At 61.3% G+C, this 21,764-nt stretch carries 16 protein-coding genes; 5 read left to right on the top strand and 11 right to left on the bottom strand.

Annotated elements, in window-relative coordinates; all coding sequences use genetic code 11:
* The first annotated feature begins 498 nt into the window (after positions 1 to 498).
* Positions 499 to 1,344, top strand: coding sequence for a CvfB family protein (locus tag C2846_RS04730; RefSeq protein WP_080049336.1), 846 nt, complete (start codon positions 499 to 501; stop codon positions 1,342 to 1,344).
* Here the strand turns inward: C2846_RS04730 and ilvA are convergent.
* The 5 genes from ilvA to C2846_RS04755 all read right to left on the bottom strand — a co-directional run bounded on the left by ilvA (position 1,331) and on the right by C2846_RS04755 (position 7,837).
* Positions 1,331 to 2,416: a threonine ammonia-lyase, biosynthetic gene (ilvA, locus tag C2846_RS04735; protein WP_095624754.1), complete on the bottom strand. Its 1,086-nt coding sequence runs from the start codon at positions 2,414 to 2,416 to the stop codon at positions 1,331 to 1,333. The genes C2846_RS04730 and ilvA overlap by 14 nt on opposite strands.
* Before the next feature lie 179 nt (positions 2,417 to 2,595).
* Complete coding sequence (locus C2846_RS04740) at positions 2,596 to 3,678, bottom strand: lipocalin-like domain-containing protein (RefSeq protein ID WP_080049334.1); 1,083 nt, start codon at positions 3,676 to 3,678, stop codon at positions 2,596 to 2,598.
* Positions 3,671 to 6,142, bottom strand: coding sequence for an ABC transporter permease (locus C2846_RS04745; protein ID WP_119700815.1), 2,472 nt, complete (start codon positions 6,140 to 6,142; stop codon positions 3,671 to 3,673). Before C2846_RS04745 ends, C2846_RS04740 begins: the two co-directional genes overlap by 8 nt.
* Positions 6,142 to 6,795, bottom strand: coding sequence for an ABC transporter ATP-binding protein (locus tag C2846_RS04750; protein WP_119700816.1), 654 nt, complete (start codon positions 6,793 to 6,795; stop codon positions 6,142 to 6,144). Before C2846_RS04750 ends, C2846_RS04745 begins: the two co-directional genes overlap by 1 nt.
* A complete protein-coding gene (locus C2846_RS04755; RefSeq protein WP_119700817.1) occupies positions 6,788 to 7,837 on the bottom strand; it encodes an AraC family transcriptional regulator in 1,050 nt (349 codons plus the stop codon). Before C2846_RS04755 ends, C2846_RS04750 begins: the two co-directional genes overlap by 8 nt.
* Before the next feature lie 111 nt (positions 7,838 to 7,948).
* Here C2846_RS04755 and C2846_RS04760 point away from each other — a divergent pair, with 111 nt between their 5' ends.
* Together C2846_RS04760 and C2846_RS04765 are read left to right on the top strand one after the other, a co-directional pair.
* A complete protein-coding gene (locus tag C2846_RS04760; protein WP_119700818.1) occupies positions 7,949 to 8,857 on the top strand; it encodes a TauD/TfdA dioxygenase family protein in 909 nt (302 codons plus the stop codon).
* Positions 8,854 to 9,642, top strand: coding sequence for a 2-keto-4-pentenoate hydratase (locus C2846_RS04765; RefSeq protein ID WP_095624748.1), 789 nt, complete (start codon positions 8,854 to 8,856; stop codon positions 9,640 to 9,642). The genes C2846_RS04760 and C2846_RS04765 overlap by 4 nt, the downstream gene beginning before the upstream one ends.
* 252 nt (positions 9,643 to 9,894) lie before the next feature.
* Here the strand turns inward: C2846_RS04765 and C2846_RS04770 are convergent, their stop codons facing one another.
* Positions 9,895 to 11,682, bottom strand: a complete 1,788-nt coding sequence (locus C2846_RS04770; RefSeq protein WP_080049328.1) for an acyl-CoA dehydrogenase C-terminal domain-containing protein — start codon at positions 11,680 to 11,682, stop codon at positions 9,895 to 9,897.
* A gap of 253 nt (positions 11,683 to 11,935) precedes the next feature.
* Positions 11,936 to 13,726: an acyl-CoA dehydrogenase C-terminal domain-containing protein gene (locus C2846_RS04775; protein WP_119700819.1), complete on the bottom strand. Its 1,791-nt coding sequence runs from the start codon at positions 13,724 to 13,726 to the stop codon at positions 11,936 to 11,938.
* Positions 13,727 to 14,085: 359 nt separating this feature from the next.
* On the opposite strand from C2846_RS04775, the gene C2846_RS04785 reads away from it, so the two are divergent.
* Positions 14,086 to 15,882 (top strand): SLC13 family permease, encoded by a 1,797-nt coding sequence (locus C2846_RS04785; protein WP_080049325.1) that lies wholly within the window; start codon positions 14,086 to 14,088, stop codon positions 15,880 to 15,882.
* A gap of 24 nt (positions 15,883 to 15,906) precedes the next feature.
* Here C2846_RS04785 and C2846_RS04790 read toward each other — a convergent pair whose 3' ends face one another.
* The gene (locus C2846_RS04790; protein ID WP_080049324.1) at positions 15,907 to 17,184 is read right to left on the bottom strand and encodes a bifunctional O-acetylhomoserine aminocarboxypropyltransferase/cysteine synthase; all 1,278 of its coding nucleotides are present in this window, start codon (positions 17,182 to 17,184) and stop codon (positions 15,907 to 15,909) included.
* A gap of 141 nt (positions 17,185 to 17,325) precedes the next feature.
* Between C2846_RS04790 and C2846_RS04795 the strand changes: the two genes are divergently transcribed.
* On the top strand, positions 17,326 to 18,159 hold the full coding sequence (locus C2846_RS04795) for a universal stress protein (protein ID WP_165443765.1): 834 nt from the start codon (positions 17,326 to 17,328) through the stop codon (positions 18,157 to 18,159).
* Positions 18,160 to 18,165: 6 nt separating this feature from the next.
* Here the strand turns inward: C2846_RS04795 and C2846_RS04800 are convergent, their stop codons facing one another.
* The 3 genes from C2846_RS04800 to C2846_RS04810 form a co-directional block, all read right to left on the bottom strand.
* Positions 18,166 to 18,936, bottom strand: coding sequence for a ParA family protein (locus tag C2846_RS04800; protein WP_095624746.1), 771 nt, complete (start codon positions 18,934 to 18,936; stop codon positions 18,166 to 18,168).
* 31 nt (positions 18,937 to 18,967) lie between these two features.
* A complete protein-coding gene (hemE, locus tag C2846_RS04805) occupies positions 18,968 to 20,050 on the bottom strand; it encodes a uroporphyrinogen decarboxylase (protein ID WP_119700820.1) in 1,083 nt (360 codons plus the stop codon).
* A gap of 264 nt (positions 20,051 to 20,314) precedes the next feature.
* On the bottom strand, positions 20,315 to 21,733 hold the full coding sequence (locus tag C2846_RS04810) for an FAD-dependent oxidoreductase (RefSeq protein ID WP_080049320.1): 1,419 nt from the start codon (positions 21,731 to 21,733) through the stop codon (positions 20,315 to 20,317).
* Between the last annotated feature and the right edge of the window lie 31 nt (positions 21,734 to 21,764).

The following is a 21,764-nucleotide window of genomic DNA, read 5'->3' on the forward strand; positions in this document are numbered from 1 at the left end:
GCGCCGCTTGCTGATCAGACCGGCACCATGAAGCCCACGCACTCTCTCGTGCATCTCGCTCAAAATTCGACTATTACGCTTTTTCGTCGTCATCACATACTCCACAGTCTCACCTGCAGCTATGGGCCCGGCTAAAATGAGCTGCTGCGGAGGTCCACCGGCCCCACGCTCCAAACCAGTAGTCAAGGAATCCTTGACTACTCAAATGGCCACCAGCGAAGCGCGGCTGACTGTACTGAAAAGCAGCTGAAATCGGTACAGTAGCAGTACACTCACCCGTTCTGGCCATCTTCGCAAAATTACGCTAACCTACTGTCACGTAAATACTTTTAGCTTTTCTGGCTTACGGTAGATTACCCCTGATTTTGCTGGGCTTGCAGCGTTGCGTGCAAACTCATAATCGCTTGGTCCCAGGTTCAAGTCCTGGTGGGCCCACCATTTCTTACGTTCTCCGATACACTACTCCTCAAGCTTCCCCCATTCCTGCGAGAATCCCCTATGGCAGCCCTGGGCCGCTTCAACACCCTGCAAATCACCAAATACACCGACTTCGGGCTTTACCTGGACGGCGGGCCGGATGGTGAAATTCTGCTGCCCAAACGCGAGATCCCCAAGGACGAGCCGGCCGAGGTCGATGACTGGCTCAACGTGTTCATCTATCTGGACAGTGAAGACCGGCTGATCGCCACTACCCGCAAGCCCAAGGCTCTGGTCAGTGAATTTGCCAGCCTTAAGGTCACCGACATCAACCGTACCGGGGTGTTTCTCGACTGGGGCTTGCCCAAGGATGTGCTGCTGCCCCACTCGGAAACCCGGCGTCCGCTGGAAGTGGGTCAGTATTGTCTGGTCTACCTGTATCTGGACAAGCACACCCGGCGCATTACCGCGACCAGCAAGCTGGACCGCTACCTGGACAAAACCCCGGCGCGCTATCAGCCCGGGCAGGCGGTTGACCTGCTGATTGCCGAACGCACCGACCTGGGCCACAAAGCCATCATCAATGGCCAGCATTGGGGCCTGCTGCACAAAAATGAACTGTTCAAGTTCGTTCGCAGTGGCATGCGCGAGCAGGGCTATATCCGCGAGCTGCGGCCCGACGGCAAGATCAGCCTGAGCCTGCAGCCACTGGGACGCGACGCGGCCGAGACCTTGCAAAGCCGGATTCTGGAGCAGCTCGATGCCCATCAGGGCGTGCTGATGCTCAGCGACAAAAGCCCGGCCGAAGACATTGCCGCGCTGTTCGGGGTCAGCAAGGGCAATTTCAAGAAAGCCATTGGCGGCCTGCTCAAGCAGGGCCAGATCATCATCCATCCGGACCGGATCGAGCGCATCAGGCCACACTGAGCATCTGCTCAGTGCGCTCGATCACATGGCGCAGGCTGGCGAAATTGATATTGGCGCCCGAGGTAATTGCCACCAGGGTCCGATCCCGGCACCCGCTGCGGGCTACATAACGCTGCAACCCGGCCACGGCCAGGGCACCCGAAGGTTCGGTGATCGCCCGGGTGTCCTCGTAGACCTGGCGAATGGCTGCACAGATTTCATCGTTGCCGACGCTGATGACCTCATCGACCAGATGACGACACAGAGCCCAGTTATGCACCCCGACCTGAGCCACAGCCACTCCATCGGCAAAACCATCCACACTCGGCAAAACCACTCGTTTACCGCTATCCAGAGCCGCTTTCAGACAAGCTGAGCCTTCGGCCTCAACCCCAACCACCCGGATTGCCGGGTTGAGATACTTCAAATAAGCCGCCACCCCGGCAATCAAACCACCGCCGCCGACCGGCACGAACACCGCGTCCAGTTCGGCCTGCTGACGCAGCAACTCGACAGCCACCGTGCCCTGCCCGGCGATCACCTCGGGGTCGTCGTAGGGCGCAATAAAGCTGTAACCCTGTAGCCGGGCCAGTAGCTGGGCGTACTCCAACGCTTGGGTGAAGCTATCGCCCTGCAACAAAACCTGGGCGCCCTGCTGGCGTACCCCTTGGACCTTGATCTGTGGGGTATTGGCGGGCATGACAATCAGCGCCTTGACCTGCAGGTGCCGGGCTGCCAATGCCAGGCCTTGGGCATGATTACCGGCCGAAGCGCAGATAACCCCGGCGGCGCGGGCCTGAGCATCCAGACTGGCCAGCTTGGCGTAGGCGCCACGGATCTTGAAGGAAAATACCGGCTGCAGATCTTCACGCTTGAGCAGTATCCGGTTGCCCAGCCGGGAAGAAAGCTGCGCGGCTTGCTGCAGCGGCGTCTCATGCGCCACCTCGTACACCGGGGCCGACAGAATGCGGGCGACATAATCGCGCAGCAGACCGGGCGCCAGTCCGGGGCGAATGGCGCCACCCAATCCGCTGCGGCTATCGGGTTGCGGGTCCCGGCAGGTTTCAGGCTCGGGGGATAAACGGGTATTCATGCTGCCTCCTGGCTTTTAACCCTCGGAGCAGTCATGAAAAACCCGCCTCGAGGGCGGGTTGGGATGGACGCGTGTCAGCCCGCCAATATCGGAATGGCGGTAATAATCATTCGGGCGAAAAACACGTTGAGCGCTGACATGGCCTCAATCTACGCCGCCGGCCGGCACAGCGTCAAGCCTCAATAACCGGTCATTTCCAGATAACCAACCCCGGCATGACTGCCGGACACTCGAATCGGCCCTTCCCAGTAGGGAATGCCGGTGCCCATCCAGGCCTGTGGATTCAGGGCCTCGGTCGTAACCTCGAAATCCCGCGCGGCTACTCGCAGGTGCCAGCGGGTCGGTAGCTGACGCCCGGCCACTGAGGTCTGATTGAGCGGCTCGATCTCGACCGCCTCAGGTGCCAGCGGCCAGGTCTGCCCCGTGGCGCTGATCCAGGTGCCGGACAGGTAATGTCCGCGTTGCTCGCTGCGCAGCCGGAACAGCATCAGCTTATCGCCGCTATCCAGATGCAGAGAAAACCAGTCCCAACCCTGTTGATCTTCTGCCAGCGGTTGGCTACTCCACTCCCGATCAAGCCAGCCCTGCCCCGTGACCGCCAGCCGCTCGCCATCCCACTCGATCTCGCCCCTGACCTGATAGAACGGCTGGCTGTAGTAATAGGAGGCCTGATCGCTGTCGGACTTGCGGCTGTATCCCTGCTCGCCCTGCAATACCACCGGCCGGTCACTGTGCAGTTCCAGCCGATAACCAAAGTTCTCGCCCTGTGCCTGCACCCAAAGCGGGCTGAGCATGGCATTGGCCTGACCGCTCAGTTGCCAGTGATCAATCCAGGCGCGATAGGGATTCAACTCCACCCCAGCCTGACCGACGCCCCCTCGGGCCAGACGTTCGGCATGGCGATGACCCTGCGCCTGAGTCAGTGCCGCATGCCCGAGCCAGACCTGCGGCTGACCCCAGCCGGCGGTTGGCGACGTCTCGGTGTGCGGCTGTAGCGCCTGCCGAAACAGAGTCCACTGCGCGCCCCAGTCACGTCCCTGCTGATCCTTGAGATTGGCGGTGACATACCACCATTCGATACGAAACTCGGGGTGGGCCGCATGGTCGGCCGGGAAGCTCAGTACCCGCCCCGGCACCACCGGAGCATAGCCCTGCTGTTCACGGCCAAGCCCGGCAAAGCCTTCACCCGGCGTCTCGCGCGCTGGCTCACAGCCGCTGAGCAGCAGCGCTATCATTAGCAGACACAGATAAGCTTTAGTCATGCGCCAAGCGCCTCAACATGTCCATCGGCCCCTGACGGCTGAGCCGCCATACCGGGCCCAGGCTGGCCAGCAGTACCGCCAGCAGCGCCAGTGCCGTCAGCACCAGCCACTGCCCGGGGAACCAGTGCCAGGGCAGGCGCCAGCCAAAAGCCTGGACATTGACCACCTCGACCAGCACCCAGGCCAACGCCAGCCCCAGCGGAATCGCCAGCAGACAGGTCAGGCCCGCCAGCGCCAGCATCTGGATCAGACTCAGCCGGGCCAGCCCCGCTGGCGTCAGGCCCATGGCCCAGAGCGGAGCCAATTGCCCCAGGCGGCTGTCGGCCAGGCTCAACAGGCTGCACAACAGGGCAATCACCGCCACGCCCAGGGTCAGGCTGTTGAGCGCCGCCGTGGCGGCGAAGGTTTGCTCGAACACCTGACGCGAGTAATCTTTCAGTGTGGCCTGGTCGATCACCCGGTTACCCGGCAGATCGAACTCATGACGCAGGGCCTCGACCAGTTGCGCGGCGGCCCCCTCCCGGGTCAGAACACCAATGCTGGTGAGTTCGCGCTGCGGCCATAGCTCGCGAAAGCGCTCAGCCGCCATCAGCACCTGTCCACGCGGATTTCCATAGTCAGCATAGCGTCCCAGGACCACGAAAGCCTGCACCCCGGCTGGCGTCAGTAGCTCCAGATTGCTGCCCAGCGTCAGTCCCAGCCGCTGCGCCAGCTGTTCACTGACCATGACCCCTTCGCCCGCATGCAGGCGTGGCCAGGCCTGGGCCAGGCTGTCACGCAGCGGCCAGGACTCGGCGTATAGGGGATGATCGATCACGCCACTGGCCTCCGTTGGCCAGCCACCGACGCGCAGCTCCTGCTGCCAGCTCGGCAGCAGCCCAACAACCTCAGGTCTGGCCTGTAACCAGCGACTCAGCTGCGCAGCCTCTGCGGCGCCATCCGGACGCACATAGATATCCGCGGCCAGACGCTGATCCAGCCAGCCGACAAAGGTCTTGCGAAACCCTTCGGTCATGCTGCCCACCCCGATATTGGCCGCCAACGCCAGCAGCAGAGCCATCAGTGCCAGACTCAAACCACCCAACTGCTGCTGGCTGTCGGCCCAGAACCATTGCCAAACCGGCTGTTTGGCCAGGCGCTGGCCAAGCCGCAGCAACAGCGCCAGCCATAATGGCAACAGCCAGGCCACGCCCAGCAGCAGACAGCCCAGCAACATGAACCCAGCCACCAGGCTGTCACCACGCCACACCAACAGCAACGCCGCGCCCAGCAGCGCCACTGCTGCCAGAGACAATCGTCGCAGGGTTCGCCCCTGCGCCTCGCGCCAGGCTTGAGGCCGAGCCCAGGCCAGAACCGGCAGGCGCAGGGCGCGCAGCACGCTGGCAGCACCAGCCAGAGCGCAGCCCAGCACCGCCATACCCAGCCCGGTCCACCACCAGCCAGGCTCAAGCCGCAGTTGCCCGGCCACCTGAGCGCCATACAGGCCCCGCAGGCTGGCGGCAACATCGCCCACCAGCAGGCTGGCGATCAGATAACCGCTGACCAGTCCCAACAGCCCTGCCAACAGCGCCAGCACCAACAGCTCCAGGATCAACGCCGTACTGAGCTGACTCAGCGACACACCGCAGGCTCGCAGGGTCTGCAGTAGCCCCCGGCGCTGCTCCAGCGCCAGACCAGCAGCGGCATGGACAATGAAGAGCCCGACCAGAAAGGCCAAGAGTCCGAGAGCGCTCAGGTTCATGTGGAAACTGTCACTCAGGCGCTCGAGGTCAGCCTCTTCGCGTTGATCCCAGACCAGCTCAATACCGGCCGGCAAGGCTGGCCGGTCTGCGGCAAAGCCTTGCTCAACCAGCAGTTGGCTCAGTTGTCCGGGCCGCTCCAGCAGGACCTGGGCCTGGCCGATATCGACCACCAAGGTGCCCGGCGGCAGTTCATCCCGAACCTGCAGGCCTGGCAAGCGCGCGCCATGTTCAGCCTGCGGCTGCTGGCCCGGCTGCCAGCCCAGCTCGGCCAGGGTATCGGCCGCCAGCCAGGTACGTCCCGGCGCATACATGAAATCGCTCAAGTCGGACGCCGAGTTGAGCTGGCGCCCCAACAGCCCTCCGGCCGGCAGGCTCAAGGGCTCAATCCCCAGCACTTGCAGACGTCGCGGGCCATCGGGGCCCTCGAACCGCAGACTGCCACGCAGTAGCGGGGACACCGGCCAGCCGGCCAGACGCAGGTCAATATAATCCGCTTCGGCCAGCATCTGTCCCGCCGGATTGATCAATACCGCTTGCTGACCGTCACCAAACAGCTGGGCCGCGCGTTCATAGCTGTCACGCGCCTGGGCATTGAGCGCCTGAACCCCGCTCCACAGCGCCGTCGCCAGCCACAGGCCAACCAGCAGACACAACGCCTGCAACGGATGCCGGCGCCAATGACTGAGCAAGGTCAGCCAGGTCCAGCCGAGCCGCCCCAGCATCAGTGCAATTGCCCGGCCGACAACCGCACCTGCCGATCCAGACGCGCGGCCAGGTGCTGGCTATGCGTTACCATCAACAGACTGCAACCACTGTCCGCCACCAGTTTCAGCAGCAAGGCCATGACCTCTTCAGCCGTTTGCTCATCCAGGTTGCCGGTTGGCTCGTCGGCCAGCAGCAACTGTGGCCGGACCGCCAGCGCCCGGCCAACAGCCACCCGCTGTTGCTGGCCTCCGGAGAGCTGTTCGGGATAACGCCCGAGCAAACTTTCAAGACCCAGTTGCCGGGTCAGATAGTCCAGCCAGGGACGTTCCAGACGCCCGGCCAGACGGGCCTGGAACGCCAGGTTGTCTGCCACCGGCAAGGACGGGATCAGATTGAACTGCTGAAACACCAGCGCCACACGCTGACGCCGCCAGGCAGCCCGCCCGGCTTCGCCCAGGCGAGTGAGACTCTGGCCATCCAGGCGAATATCGCCGCCATCAGGAAGGTCCAGGCCGGCTACCAGATGCAGCAATGTGCTTTTGCCACAGCCCGATTCACCGGTCAGGGCCAAGCTGCTACCCGCCGCCAATTGCAGGTCGACCTGTTCCAGCACGCGGATGCTGCCCTGTGGACTGGCGTAGCCCTTGCTGACCTGTAACAGCTCAAGCATAGGTCTTTCCCAACAGCGTCAAGGGCTCGCCAGCGCGTAAACGCTGGCGCCGCCACTGATCCGGCGAGCGCCCGGTCCAGCGCTTGAATGCCCGGGAAAAACTCGCCGCCTCGGCATAGCCAAGCTGCTGCGCAATACTTTCCAGCCCCAAGGCACTGTCGCCCAGCAGACGCTCGGCCAGATTACGCCGCACCCGCTCGTCGAGCCCGCGAAACGGATAGCCCTCCTCCGCCAGACGACGATGCAGGGTTCGCTCGGAAAGCCCCAGCCACCCCGCCACTTCGGCCGCCCGGCAATGGCGTCCGGAATGACTCATCAACCGTTGCAACACCTGTCGCGCCAGCACGCCCTGGACATCCCCCAGATCATCACACAGGCGCTGGCACAGGCTGGCACAGGTTTGCTGGGTCTGGGCATTGGCCAGGGGCAAAGCGCTATCCAGATCGCTGCGCGCGATCAACATGGCATTGCGTGGCTGCCGCAACAGGACCGGGCAACCGAAATGGGCACTGTAATCCGCCGCTGAGCCGACCGAGGTCAGCGCCAGGGAAACCTGCAGCGGTATGAATGGCCGTTGCAGCAACTCGGAGAATACCCGCTTCCAGGCCGCCAACCCGCGTTCAACCACCAGGCAACGGGCATCCTCAGGCAGAACGCTGTCATCCAGACACATCCACAGCCCCTGCTCATGCGGCTGCAGGCTTACCGGGCAGATCGACAGCGACAACGGGCGAAAGCGCTCACTGACCTGAATCGCTTCCCACAGAGTACGACTGGCCAGCATGGTATAACCCAACAACCCCAGGCTGGTCAGGTGGTAGCACTTGCCGACCCGCAGCCCAGTACCCGGGTGCGGCCAGCGCACCACCAGATTGCGCACCACGGCCAGCTCCTGCCACAACTCGAAACCCTCACCCGCGGCCAGTTTCTCCAGGCTCAGGCCGGTGTTGGCAAGACACTCATCGGCAGCCACGCCGAGCTGCCCGGCAACCTCCAGCAGGTAACTGACATTGGTGCTGTCACGTCGCTGTCGCCAGTCCATAAGCCCTCCATCTGGCAGTATCTGTCATGCGATGGCAGTAGAAGTCATGGCCGAAGTATAGGGCCTGTAGCATGCTGACCAGGCTCTGATTCATAACAAGAGGTAACCATAATGCCCGAATTCTTCTACACCAGCGCCAGCAACAACCAGGCCCGCAGCTACCAGCACTTCAAGATATATCCTGTAGCTGGCTCGATGGGCGCCGATGTCTATGACATCGACCTCAACAACCTGTCTGACGCAGGTCAGACAGAACTGCGTCAGGCGCTGATGGATCATCTGGTGCTGTTCATCCGCGATCAGAATCTGTCCGTCGCCCAGCTGGAGGCGGTGACGCTGCGCTTCGGCGAGTTCGGCAGCGAACCCTACGTCAAACCCATGGCCGATCACCCGCATGTGGTGCATGTGCGTAAAGAGGCCGACGAAAGCACCCCGATCGTCTTTGGTGGCGCCTGGCACACCGACTGGACCTTTCAGGAACGCCCGCCGGCCTTTACCTTGCTGTACGGCCACGATGTGCCTGACGTCGGCGGCGATACCCTCTATACCAACATGTACCTGGCCTACGAATGGCTGTCGCCGGCCATGCAGAACATGTTGCATGGCTTGCGCGGCATCCACACCCCCGAGTTCGGCTATGGTCCTAACGCCAAGCACAATGCCGGGCTGGAAAGCATGAAGATTGTCTATGGCGAGAACGTTGACCATGACGTGCGCAGCCACCCGCTGATTACCCGCCACCCGGAAACCGGTCGCAATGTGCTGTTCGCCAACCCGGCCTACACCCTGGGTATCGAAGGCATGAAGGCCGAGGAGTCGCGACCGATCCTCGACTACCTGTTTTCGGTCGCCACCGCCCCGGCCTTTACCTGCCGTATGCGCTGGACGCCCGGCACACTGGCCATCTGGGACAACCGCTGCACCTGGCATCAACCGGTCTCGGACTATTTCGGCAAGCGCCGGGAAATGTTTCGCACTACGGTGGTCGGCGACAAGCCGGTCGGCGGATCCGCCGCATGAACACGCCCGCTTTCGACCCACAAGCCGCAGCTCAGGAGCTGTTCCAGGCCCGTCAGCAGCTGGCGGCCTGTGCGCCGGTTGCCGAGCGCTTCGGTATCACCAGTCTGGAGCAGGCCTATGCTACCCAGCGGGCTTTGACTGCACTGCAATGTAGTGCCGGGCTGGAGTTGATCGGCTACAAGCTTGGCCTCACCGACCCTCGAGCGCAACAGGCCATGGGGCTCAATCACCCACTGTATGGCGTTCTGGCGCATGACTGGCAATGCTGCGAGGATGAGTCAGTCCCCACGCCCCGGCTGATGGCGCCCAGGGTGGAGGCAGAGGTGGCGTTTATGTTTGCCGAAACCCTGGACGGCCCGGACCTGCAAGTAGCCGACCTGCTCGACGCCCTGGGCGGCGTGGCACCGGCGCTGGAAATCTGTGACTCGGCATTGACAGGCTGGCCTCGCAACCTGTTCGACGCGCTGGCGGACAACCTGTCTTCAGGACTGTTCGTGCTCGGCTCTCGGCCCTTAGCCCCACGCGATGTGGACCTGAGCACCCTGGAGGTGCAATTACAGCGCAATGACCTGACGCCGCTATCAGGGCACGCCAGCCAATGCATGGGCAACCCGCTCAATGCCTGCCTGTGGCTGGCCCGTGAGCTGGCGCGTCAGGGTACCCCGATCAGGGCGGGGGAAATCGTGCTGTCCGGAGCGCTAGCGCCCATGCAGGCGGTGGAGGCCGGCGATCAGGTGCGGGTAGACATGGGCGAGCTGGGAGTACTGGAATGCAGGTTCGCCTGAGCCAGGGCGGCGAGGCAGAAAAGAAAAAACCTCGCCGAAGCGAGGCTTTGCAGAACGGGTCCTGATCATCCCTAATGGTGTGCCCCCCGGGCACTGTCCTTAATCCATGTTGTTTGGGCTGCTTCCTGCTGGCTCCTTGCGTTACATGATGTTACGCAGAGCGGCAGGCAGTGCCCATAGTCCATTACCATCAGTGCATGTAAGCCATGGCTTACATGGCCTGCCGGCCATACCGGCAGGCCTGGCACCGGTTCAGAACTGCTCGGCGCTAAGCTCGAACAGCGGCTCGCTACCGGAACGTACCGCCGCGCTCAGCGACTGGATGCGCGGCAACAGACGCTTGACGAAGAACCGCCCGGTGCTGAGTTTGGCCTGATAGAAGCCATCACCGTCCTGATCCAGCTTGGCCAGGGCCACCTTGGCCATTTTCGCCCACATGTAGGCATAGGCGGTGTAACCGAACACATGCAGGTACTCGACCGAGGCCGCACCGACCTCATTCGGATTGGTCTTGCTGCGGTCGATGACCTGAGCGGTCAGCTCTTCCAGATTGGCCAGCGCCGCGGCCAGCGGCTGGACGAATTCAGCCAGCGCCTGGTCGCCGTTGTCGGCGATAAAGCCCTTGATCTCATCGGCAAACTGCTTGAAGAAGGCTCCGTCGTTGGCCACGGTCTTGCGACCCATCAGGTCAAGAGCCTGAATGCCGTTGGTACCCTCATAGATCTGGGCAATGCGCACATCGCGCACCAGTTGCTCCTGACCCCACTCGCGGATGTAACCGTGGCCGCCGAATACCTGCTGGCCATGCACGCAGTTTTCCAGGCCAACGTCGGTGAAGAAGGCCTTGGCTACCGGGGTCAGCAACGCGACCAGATCCTCGGCCTTTTTCTTGGCCGCAGCATCGTCGGAGAACTTGCTGATGTCCAGCTGCGAGCCGACATAGGTCGAGAACGCCCGGCTACCCTCGGTCATGGCCTTGATGGTCAGCAGCATGCGACGCACGTCCGGATGCACGATGATCGGGTCGGCCGCCTTGTCGGGCTGCTGCGCACCCGTTGGCGCACGACTCTGGATCCGCTCGCGGGCGTAGGCCACGGCGCTCTGATAGGAAGCCTCAGAGCAGCCGATGCCCTGAATACCGATCGACAGGCGCTCGTAGTTCATCATGGTGAACATGGCGTTCAGGCCTTTGTTCAGCTCACCGATCAAGAAGCCCTTGGCACCGTCGAAGTTCATCACACAGGTAGCCGATGCCTTGATCCCCATCTTGTGCTCGATCGAGCCACAGGAGACGCTATTGCGCTCACCCAGGCTGCCGTCGGCATTGACCAGGAACTTGGGTACCAGGAACAGCGAGATGCCCTTGGGGCCGGCCGGCGCGTCGGGCAGCTTGGCCAGCACCAGGTGAATGATGTTCTCGGTCAGATCATGCTCACCGCCGGTGATGAAGATCTTGGTACCGGTCACCGAATAGCTGCCATCGGCTTCAGGCACTGCCTTGGTCCGAATGATGCCCAGATCGGTACCAGCATGCGGTTCGGTCAGACACATGGTTCCGGCCCAGGTGCCGGCATACATGTTGGGCAGATAGGTCTGCTTAAGCTCTTCGCTACCGTGGGCATCCAGCGCCAGGGTGCTGCCGGCAGTCAGGGCAACGTACAGGGCAAAACTGTTGTTGGCGCCGTAGAGCATTTCCTCCACCTGCACACCCAGGGTCTTGGGCATACCCAAGCCACCAAATTCAGGGTTGCCCGAGAGGCCGACCCAGCCACCCTCGGCATAGGTCTGGTAGGCATCCTTGAAACCGGTCGGGGTAGTCACCACACCGTTATCCCACTTGGCGCCCTCTTCGTCGCCATTACGGTTCAGCGGCGCAATGGTTTGCGAGGTGATCTTGCCGGCTTCCTCCAGCATGGCATCGGCGGTTTCCGCGTCGATGGCTCCGTTCAGACCCGCCAGGTTCTGCCACAACTGGTCGGCTTCGAAAACTTCATTGAGAACGAAACGGATATCACGCAGGGGGGCTTTGTATTCAGCCATGGGACGACTCCTCTTGCAAAAACGTGCCCGGACCATACCGGGAGCATCCGGCGATTGTATCGCGCAAACAAAAGGACCGATAGCGTCCCTATATGACTTTTTTGCTTTTTCTGGTCATATAAAAATCGCTTCTGTCTCAAAATCCATCACAGCTATATCCTGAGCAGCTCTGTGCCAGAAACGCACAACCCCGAACCAAGGCCCGGGGTTGTGCATTACCGCATGAGCTTGCGCGCAGATTATGCGCCTGGGCTTAGAACTGCTCGGCGCTCAGCTTCATCAGCGAATCGGCACCGGCCTCCAGAGCCTCTTTATGGGCCGATGCGCGCGGCAGCAGACGCTTGAAGTAGAACTCCTGGGTCACCAGCTTGGCTTCATAGAAGGCCGCTTCGGTGCTGCCGGCATCCAGTTGCTGCTGAGCCGCCACAGCCATCTTCAGCCAGAAGAACGCCAGGGTAACGTAACCTGAGAACATCAGGAAGTCCATCGAAGCCGCACCGACTTCTTCGCGATTCTGCATGGCCTTCATGCCGATCTTGGTGGTCAGTTCACCCCATTGGGCATTCAGCCCGTTGAGCTGTTTGACGTAACCGCCCAGCGTGGCGTGACCTTCATTGGCCTGACAGAACTTGTGCACCTGTTTGGTGAAGGCCATCAGCAGCTTGCCCTGACTGCCGAGCACCTTGCGACCCAGCAGGTCCAGCGCCTGGATACCGTTGGTGCCTTCATAGATGCCGGCAATGCGGCAATCACGCACCTGCTGCTCCTGACCCCATTCGCGAATGTAGCCATGCCCGCCGAACACCTGCTGGCCGAGGATGGTGGCTTCCAGGCCGGTCTCGGTCATGAACGCCTTGCAGATCGGCGTCAGGAACGCCAACTGGCTTTCGGCATCGGCACGTTCAGCCTCGTCCTTGGAATAGTGAGCCTTGTCCAGCAACTGTGCGGTGTAATAAGCCAGCGCCCGATTGCCTTCGTTGAAGGCCTTCATGGTTAGCAGCATGCGCCGTACATCGGGGTGTACGATGATCGGGTCAGCGGGCTTCTCCGGCGCAGCCGGACCAGACAGCGAACGCATCTGCAGACGATCCTTGGCATAGGTGACAGCGCTCTGATAGGACGCTTCACCATGACACAGACCCTGCATACCGGTACCCAGACGCGCATGGTTCATCATGGTGAACATGCAGTTCAGGCCCTTGTTGATGTCGCCGATCAGGAAACCGGTGGCATCGTCGAAGTTCATCACGCAGGTCGCCGACGCCTTGATCCCCATCTTGTGCTCGATCGAACCACAGACCAGGCTGTTGCGCTCACCGCTCTCGCCATTGGCGTCGGGCAGGAACTTGGGCACGATGAACAGCGAGATGCCTTTGGTCCCGGCTGGCGCGTCTGGCAACTTGGCCAGTACCAGATGGACGATGTTCTCGGCCATATCATGCTCGCCACAGGAAATGAAGATTTTGGTACCGGTGATCTTGTAAGAGCCATCGGCCTGGGGGACCGCGCGGGTCTTGATCAACCCCAGGTCGGTACCGCAGTGCGGCTCGGTCAGGCACATGGTGCCGGTCCAGGTGCCGGGGGTCAGCTTGCTCAGGTACAGGTCTTTCTGCTCCTGAGTACCATGCGCGCGAATCGCCGCGGCGCAGCCATGCGACAGACCCGGATACATGCTCCAGGCATAGTTGGCCGAGGCGACCATCTCGTTAATCACCAGACCCAGTGAAGCCGGCAGGCCCTGGCCGCCATACTCGGTCGGCCCGGTCATCGAACCCCAGCCGTTGTCGACGTACTGCTGATAGGCTTCCTTGAAGCCCTTGGGCGTAGTCACCACGCCATTGTCGATGTGACAACCTTCCTCATCGCCAGTCCGATTCAGGGGCGCCAGCACTTCACCAGCAAACTTGGCGCCTTCCTCAAGAATCGCACCAACCAGATCCGGCGACACCTCGTCCAGACCAAAGGCTTCATAACCGGCAGCAAAGTCGAACACTTCGTCCATGACGAAGCGCATGTCACGCAAAGGGGCTTTATATTCAGGCATTTTCAGGTCTCCCAACAGGCGGCGCGGACCATACCCGCCACCCTAGATTCATACAAGCGTTTGAACACTACGACCAGGCATCCGGCAGGGTCAAGCGCCAAGACTCCCGATTAAAAGCCCTGATACAAGCCCATAAGGCAGGCGCCATGACCGACAATCCTTATCTTGACTATAGGGTATGGCCGATGCAGCCGGGCCCGCGAACACGGGGCGAAATGTAACCAATGCTTATATATTCCAATAAAGCATATAAAAATCAGTTTTTGGACTTGGACAAGACTAAGCGGCCTGTTTAATCTGGCGCCCATTGCTGGCTCCTTTGTCCGGGGCCGATACCTCACACGAGATTCAGGTTGCCAATGAGCTGGGACTCCTTGCCAATGATCGGCGTCGCCGCCCTGCTGGGCTGGGTGTTCTACGCCTTCGCCCGGGAGAAGTTCAGCCCCGACGTGGTAGTCGGCATTGCCGTGGCGGTGCTGCTGGTCAGTCAGCTGCTGACCCCGGCCGAGGTCCTTGGCGTGTTGTCCAACAGCGCACCGATCACCATTGCCTGTCTGTTCATCCTGTCAGCAGCACTGGAACGCACCGGCTGTGTCGAGTCACTCGGCAACTGGTTGTCACGGATGGGTGGCGGCAGCCCCTGGCGCACCCTGTTCAGCCTGATGCTAACCGCCGGGCTGCTGTCGACCTTCATCAACAACACTCCGGTGGTCGCCATTCTGACCCCGGTGGCCATTGCCCTGGCCACCCAGGTCGGCACCAAGCCGTCGAAGATGCTGATCCCGTTGTCCTACGCCACCATTCTCGGCGGCACTATGACCATGATCGGCACCTCGACCAACATTCTGGTTGATGGCGTGGCAAGGGCCAACGGCCTGGAGCCGTTCGGCATGTTTGAAATCACCCTACCGGGGCTGATCATGGCGGTGATCGGCATAACCTTTATCCTGCTGGTCGGCCAGCGCCTGCTGCCGGCTCGCGAGAGCCTGTCCAAGCAGTTGCGCCCGGACCAGAGCCGGCCATTCATGACCGAACTGCTGGTGCCGCATGATTCGTCGGTAATCGGCAAGACCATCGCCGACGCCAGCCTCAACGGCAACAGCGGCATTCAGGTGCTGAAGATTTTCCGTGGCGATGAAGAACTGACCACTCCGGTCAATACTACGGTGCTCAGCGCCGGCGACCGGCTGGTGCTGCACGCCAACATGCGCAACTTCGTCGAGTTGCGTCAGAGCGGCGTGCTGGCCTTCAACCGTGAGCAGATCGCCGATTTCGAGACCATTTCGACCCGCGATGTGATCCTGGCCGAAGCGATTGTCGGGCGCAACTCACGCTATAGCCACCGGCCAATGCGAGACCTCAACCTGACTGCCCGCTATGGCATCCACGTACTGGCGATCCACCGCCACAACGAAAACATCGAGGACAACCTCGACGATTTTCAGCTGCAGTTCGGCGATGTGATGCTGGTCGAAGGCACCCCGGCGCAAATCAAGAAATTCGCCGACAATGGCGAGCTGATCAGCCTCAACACCGTGCAGGAACGCGCCTATCGGCGCGACAAGGCACCGATTGCGATTGCCGCGATTGTTGCGGTGATGCTGCTGGCAGCGCTCAAGGTGATGCCCATCGAAGGCCTGGCGATGATCGCCGCCGCCGTGGTGGTGGCCACCGGCTGTCTGGACACCGAGGATGCCTACAAGTCGATCGACTGGCGGATCCTGACCATCATCTTCGGCATGCTGGCGTTCAGTATCGCGATGAACAAGGTTGGCCTGGTCGACGGTATCGTTGGCCAGGTCATGGGCCTGTCGCCGCTGCTTGGGCCGCTGTTCATGCTGTCGTTCATCTACCTGCTGACTTCGGTGTTGACCGAACTGGTCAGCAACAATGCGGTGGCGGTACTGCTGACGCCCATCGCCATCGGCGTGGCCCAGCAACTGGGCGCCGATCCCCGTCCGTTCGTGGTCGCGGTAATGTTTGCCGCCAGCGCCAGCTTCGCCACCCCGATCGGCTATCAGACCAACACCTTCGTCTACAGTGCCGGTGGCTACCGCTTCAGCGACTTCCTGCGCATCGGCGTACCGCTCAACCTGATCATGTGGGCCACCGCCACCCTGGTAATCCCACTGATCTGGCCTCTGTTCCCGGCCTGATAGCCGGGAACAATGGGCTCAGACTCAGCTTTGGGCCGCGCCTAGCGCCTGTTCAAGATCAGCGAGAATATCGTCGATATGCTCAATCCCGATCGACAACCGCACCATATCGCGACTGACCCCGGCCTTTTTCAACTCTTCGTCATTGAGCTGACGGTGAGTGGTGGTGGCCGGGTGGCAGGCCAGTGACTTGGCATCACCGATATTCACCAGCCGCACGATCAGTTGCAGCGCATCGATAAACCGTGCACCGGCCTCCTGCCCCCCCTTGATACCGAACGACAAGATGGAGGCCGGCGTTCCGCCCAGATAGCGCTGCGCCAGCGCATGTTCAGGATGATCCGGCAACCCGGCGTACTGCACCCAACTGACCTGCGGATGCCCCTTGAGAAATTCGGCCACCCGCTGGGCGTTCTGACAATGACGCTCCATGCGCAGCGCCAGGGTTTCCAAGCCCTGCAGAATCAAAAAAGCGTTGAACGGTGACAGCGCCGCGCCCATGTTGCGCAGTGGTACCACCCGGCAGCGGCCAATAAAGGCTGCCGGCCCAAATGCCTCGGTATAGGTCACCCCGTGGTAGGACGGATCCGGGGTATTGAGCAGCGGGAAACGCTCGGCATTGGTCGCCCAGGGAAATTTACCGCCATCAACCACAATCCCGCCGATGCTGGTGCCGTGGCCGCCAATGTATTTGGTCAACGAGTGCACCACAATATCGGCGCCATGCTCGAACGGCCGGCACAGCACCGGTGAGGCTACGGTGTTGTCGACGATCAGCGGCACGCCATGGCGGTGGGCGGCATCGGCCAGCGCCTGCAGATCGATAATGTTGCCCGCCGGGTTGCCGATCGACTCGCAGAACACCGCCTTGGTCCGCTCATCGATCAGGCTTTCCAGGGCGGCAATATCATTATGAGCGGCAAAACGCACTTCTATGCCCTGCCGCGGCAAGGTATGGGCAAACAGGTTGTAGGTACCGCCATAAAGCTTGGCTACTGAGACGATATTGTCGCCCACCTCGGCCAGCGTCTGAATCGCATAGGTGATTGCCGCCATCCCGGAAGCTACCGCCAATGCGCCAACGCCCCCCTCCAGCGCGGTGATGCGTTGTTCCAGTACGTCGTTGGTCGGGTTCATGATCCGCGAATAAATATTGCCCGGAACCTTGAGATCGAACAGATCTGCGCCATGCTGGGTGTTGTCGAAGGCATAGGAAGTGGTCTGAAAAATAGGGACGGCGACCGCCTTGGTGGTGGGGTCAGGGCTGTAACCGGCATGAATCGCCAGAGTTTCAAGCTTCATTGTTAGGCTTCCTTTCACTGGTTGCTGGGTGTGTAGTCCAGCATGCCACGCAGACTGACACCATGCACTTGCCCTGTATCAATATTCCTGCCGCAAAAGCGGCGCATAGTGAGGCAAATTTATCCGCTCAGGAGGACAGTGATGTCACCAATTCTGATTGCCAGCGACCTCAGTGCCAATGCCGAGCTCGCCCTCAAGCGGGCCTGCCAACTGGCTCAGCGGCTACAGGTACCGCTCACGGTTCTGCACACGGTCGACGATCAGTTGCCGCTGATGGCCCGTGACCAACTGTGCCAGCAGGCGCGCGACTTGCTGGGCGCGCAGGTCACTCTGTGTCAGGCCGGCCAGCCATTACAGATTGAACTGCAGGTTCTGCCCGGGCGGATCACCGATACGATTCTGCGGGTCGCCGCCGAGCAGGACGCGCAACTGATCGTCATGGGCCAGCACCACCAGACCCAGCCTGAACTGTTTATCGGCACCAACCTGGAGCGGGTCAGTCGCTTGGCCGCCGCACCGGTACTGCTGGTTGCCCGAGAAAGCGGTGACTATCGTCAGGCACTGATGGCGCTAGACTTTTCCGCCTGCGCCAGTGCCGCGCTCAGGGCCGCCGCCAAGCTACTGCAGGGTGGCCAACTGCACGCCCTGCATATCTGCCAACCTCCGCTCGGCCTGCGGCTGGCCGGCCAGGCCGCCCGGGACCGCTTCCACGAAGAGCAGCGCGAAACCCTGAGCTATCTGCTTGAAGATGAGATGAGCACCCTGGATATGCTGGGTATTGCCCGGCCCCAGGTCGAGCTGCTGATCGAGTCAGGTGGGGTTCTGGACACCTTGCAGAAAGCGGTCGCGTTGCTGCAACCAGACTTTATCGCTCTGGGCGGGCATAGCCGTAGCGGCCTTGGCGACGCGTTGCTTGGAAGCCTGGCGGTGGAGCTGCTGCGCCAACCGCCCTGCGATGTGCTGGTGGCCCGCTGAGTAGACTCAGCGGCTTTCCAGATGATCGTGCAAATTGATAAATTGCTGGGTCAGCTTGTGCCGCCCATCGAGAAAGATCAGCGGCGTGCTGGCCTGGTGTGATTCACGCATACGCACGGAACTGGGCAGATGTACCGGCAGTACCGGCAACCCTTCGGCGACCAGTTCGTCGATCATCTGCTGAGGCAGGGTCGCCCGCGGCTGAAACTGGTTGACCACGATACCTTCCACTTCCAGCTCGTCGTTGTGCTCCTCGCGAATGTCCTCCAGTTCGCGGAGCAGGCCATACAGGGCCTGACGCGAGAAGGCATCACAGTCGAAGGGAATCAGGCAACGATCGGCCGCAATCAGAGCCGAAATGGTGTAGAAGTTGAAAGCCGGAGCGGTATCAATGTAGATCCGCTCATAGCTGCCCTTGAGATCCTTGAGCAGCTTGCGCAGCTTCTGGATCTTGTAGCGTGACTCCAGCTTGTGCTGCAGCTCGGCCAGCTCGGCGCTGGCCGGCATCAACCAGAGGTTCTCGAACGGCGTTTCACTGACGAACTGCTCAGCCTTCTTGCTGAACAGGCTGGCTGACAAAGTCTCGGCAAAGAAATCGGCCAAGGTATGATCCACATTGGCCAGCCCATCACCCAGTAGGTAATGACTGGAATTGGCCTGCGGGTCGAGATCGACCACCAGGGTCTTGTAGCCGGCCGCCGCACTCACGGCCGCCAGATTGCAGGCAATACTCGACTTGCCCACCCCGCCCTTCTGATTGAATACCACTCGCCGCATAGCCGTCTCTCCTTGCAACCCGCGCCTAACCTCAGACCACTATGGCAGAGGGATCATGATATTTCGCTGACAATTCGTGTACCGCCTCGATAAAGGCCCCGGCGTGGGCTGGGTCGACCTCGGGAGTAATCCCGTGGCCGAGGTTGAAAACATGGCCACTGCCCTTGCCGTAACTGGCCAGAATCCGCCCGACTTCGGCGCGGATAGCATCCGGACTGGCGTACAGCACCGCCGGGTCCATGTTGCCCTGCAAGGCTACCTTGGCACCAACCCGCGAACGGGCCACGCCGATATCCATGGTCCAGTCCAGGCCCAGCGCGTCGGCGCCGGACTCGGCAATACTTTCCAGCCACAGACCGCCATTCTTGGTAAACAGAATCACCGGCACCTTGCGACCATCGTGCTCACGAATCAGTCCGGATACGATCTTGCGCATATAGGCCAACGAGAACTTCTGGTAGGCATCGGCCGACAGATTGCCACCCCAGGTATCGAAGATCTGTACCGCCTGGGCGCCAGCCAGGATCTGACCATTGAGGTAACTGGTCACCGCATCGGCCAGCTTGCCGAGCAACTGGTGCATGGCTTCCGGCTCGTTGTAGAGCATGGCCTTGGTCTTACGGAAATCCTTCGACGAGCCACCCTCGACCATGTAGGTGGCCAGAGTCCAGGGGCTGCCGGAAAAGCCGATCAGCGGTACCCGCCCATTGAGTTCACGGCGGATGGTGCGCACGGCATTCATCACATAGCCCAGATCCTTTTCGGGGTCGGGAATCGGCAGCGCGGCAATATCGGCGACGCTGTCGATACGCTTGCGAAAGCGCGGACCCTCGCCAGTCTCGAAGTACAGCCCCAGGCCCATGGCGTCGGGAATGGTGAGAATGTCGGAGAACAGGATCGCAGCGTCCAGCGGGTAGCGCTCAAGCGGCTGTAGGGTGACTTCGCAGGCCATCTCGGGATTGGTGCACAGCCCCATGAAGTCGCCAGCACGAGCGCGCGATGCACGATACTCGGGCAGATAGCGTCCAGCCTGCCGCATCATCCAGACCGGGGTCACGTCCACGGGTTGGCGCTGCAGGGCGCGCAGAAAGCGATCATTCTTGAGTTCGGTCATGGGATCTGTGTCCAGTTGCGGAATCAGCGGCCATTGTACCGGGATTTGACTGCAAAGATCAGGCCTGGTGCGGCGAACTGCCACGCCTCAGGCTTGGCGAGCTTTGTGGATCCGATTCTGCGCCTTTGTGCATCTAGCCGTACTGCCCCAGGGAAGGCTTGTAGCGTGTCTCGACCAGGCCAAGCCCCGCCACCACCCAACGCAACTCTCGCCCAAACAAACAAAAAGGGCGCCATCAGGCGCCCTTCCAGGATCGCTCAGCGATCAGAGCTCGAGGTATTCGAGAATCCCCTCGGCGGCCTGGCGGCCTTCCCAGATCGCCGTTACCACCAGATCGGAACCGCGCACCATATCGCCACCGGCAAACACCTTCGGGTTGCTGGTCTGGAACTTGTAGCGGGCCTGCTCCGGGGCTACAACGCGGCCCTGGCTGTCGGTCTCGATCTGGAACTGCTCGAACCAGGGCGCCGGGCTGGGACGGAAACCGAAGGCAATGATAACCGCATCGGCCGGCAACACTTCCTCGGAACCGGGAATCGGCTCCGGGCTGCGACGGCCACGGGCATCCGGCTCACCAAGGCGGGTTTCCACTACCTTGACGCCTTCCACCTTGTCTTCACCAACGATGGCGATCGGCTGGCGGTTGAACAGGAACTTGACGCCCTCGTCCTTGGCATTCTTCACTTCCTTGCGCGAGCCCGGCATGTTCTCTTCGTCACGCCGGTAGGCACAGGTAACCGCCTTGGCGCCCTGACGGATCGAGGTCCGGTTGCAGTCCATCGCGGTATCACCACCACCCAGCACTACGACCTTCTTGCCCTGCATGTCGATGAAATCATCCGCCGACTTCTCGAAGCCGAGGTTGCGGTTGACGTTGGCAATCAGAAAATCCAGCGCATCGTAAACACCCGGCAGATCCTCGCCAGGGAAGCCACCCTTCATGTAGGTGTAGGTGCCCATACCCATGAATACCGCATCAAACTGCTCAAGCAGCTGATCCATGGTCACGTCCTTGCCGACTTCGGTGTTCAGACGAAACTCGATGCCCATGCCTTCGAACACTTCACGGCGGCGCGACATGACCTGCTTTTCCAGCTTGAACTCGGGGATGCCAAAGGTCAGCAGGCCACCGATTTCCGGGTTGCGGTCAAACACTACCGGCGAGACCCCGGCACGCACCAGCACATCGGCACAGCCCAGCCCAGCCGGACCGGCACCAATGATGGCCACGCGCTTGTCAGTCTTGACCACCTGCGACATGTCCGGACGCCAGCCCATGGCAAAGGCGGTGTCGGTGATGTACTTCTCGACCGAGCCAATGGTCACGGCACCAAAGCCGTCATTGAGAGTACAGGCACCTTCGCACAGGCGATCCTGCGGGCAGACCCGGCCACAGACTTCCGGCAGGGTATTGGTCTGATGCGACAGCTCGGCGGCTTCGAGGATGTTGCCCTCGGACACCAGCTTCAGCCAGTTGGGAATGAAGTTGTGCACCGGGCACTTCCATTCACAGTACGGGTTGCCACACTCCAGGCAGCGGTGAGCCTGGTCGGAGGCCTCTTCCGGCTTGAACTGCTCATGGATTTCCACGAACTGGGTCTTGCGCGCACGCAGTGGGCGCTTCTTCGGATCCTTGCGACCCACTTCAATGAACTGGAAGTCGTTGCTCAAACGGTCAGCCATATCTAAACCTCTTTGCAGCCACCCGCCGCAG

Source organism: Pseudomonas jilinensis (genome assembly GCF_003586265.1).
Lineage (GTDB): Bacteria > Pseudomonadota > Gammaproteobacteria > Pseudomonadales > Pseudomonadaceae > Halopseudomonas > Halopseudomonas phragmitis.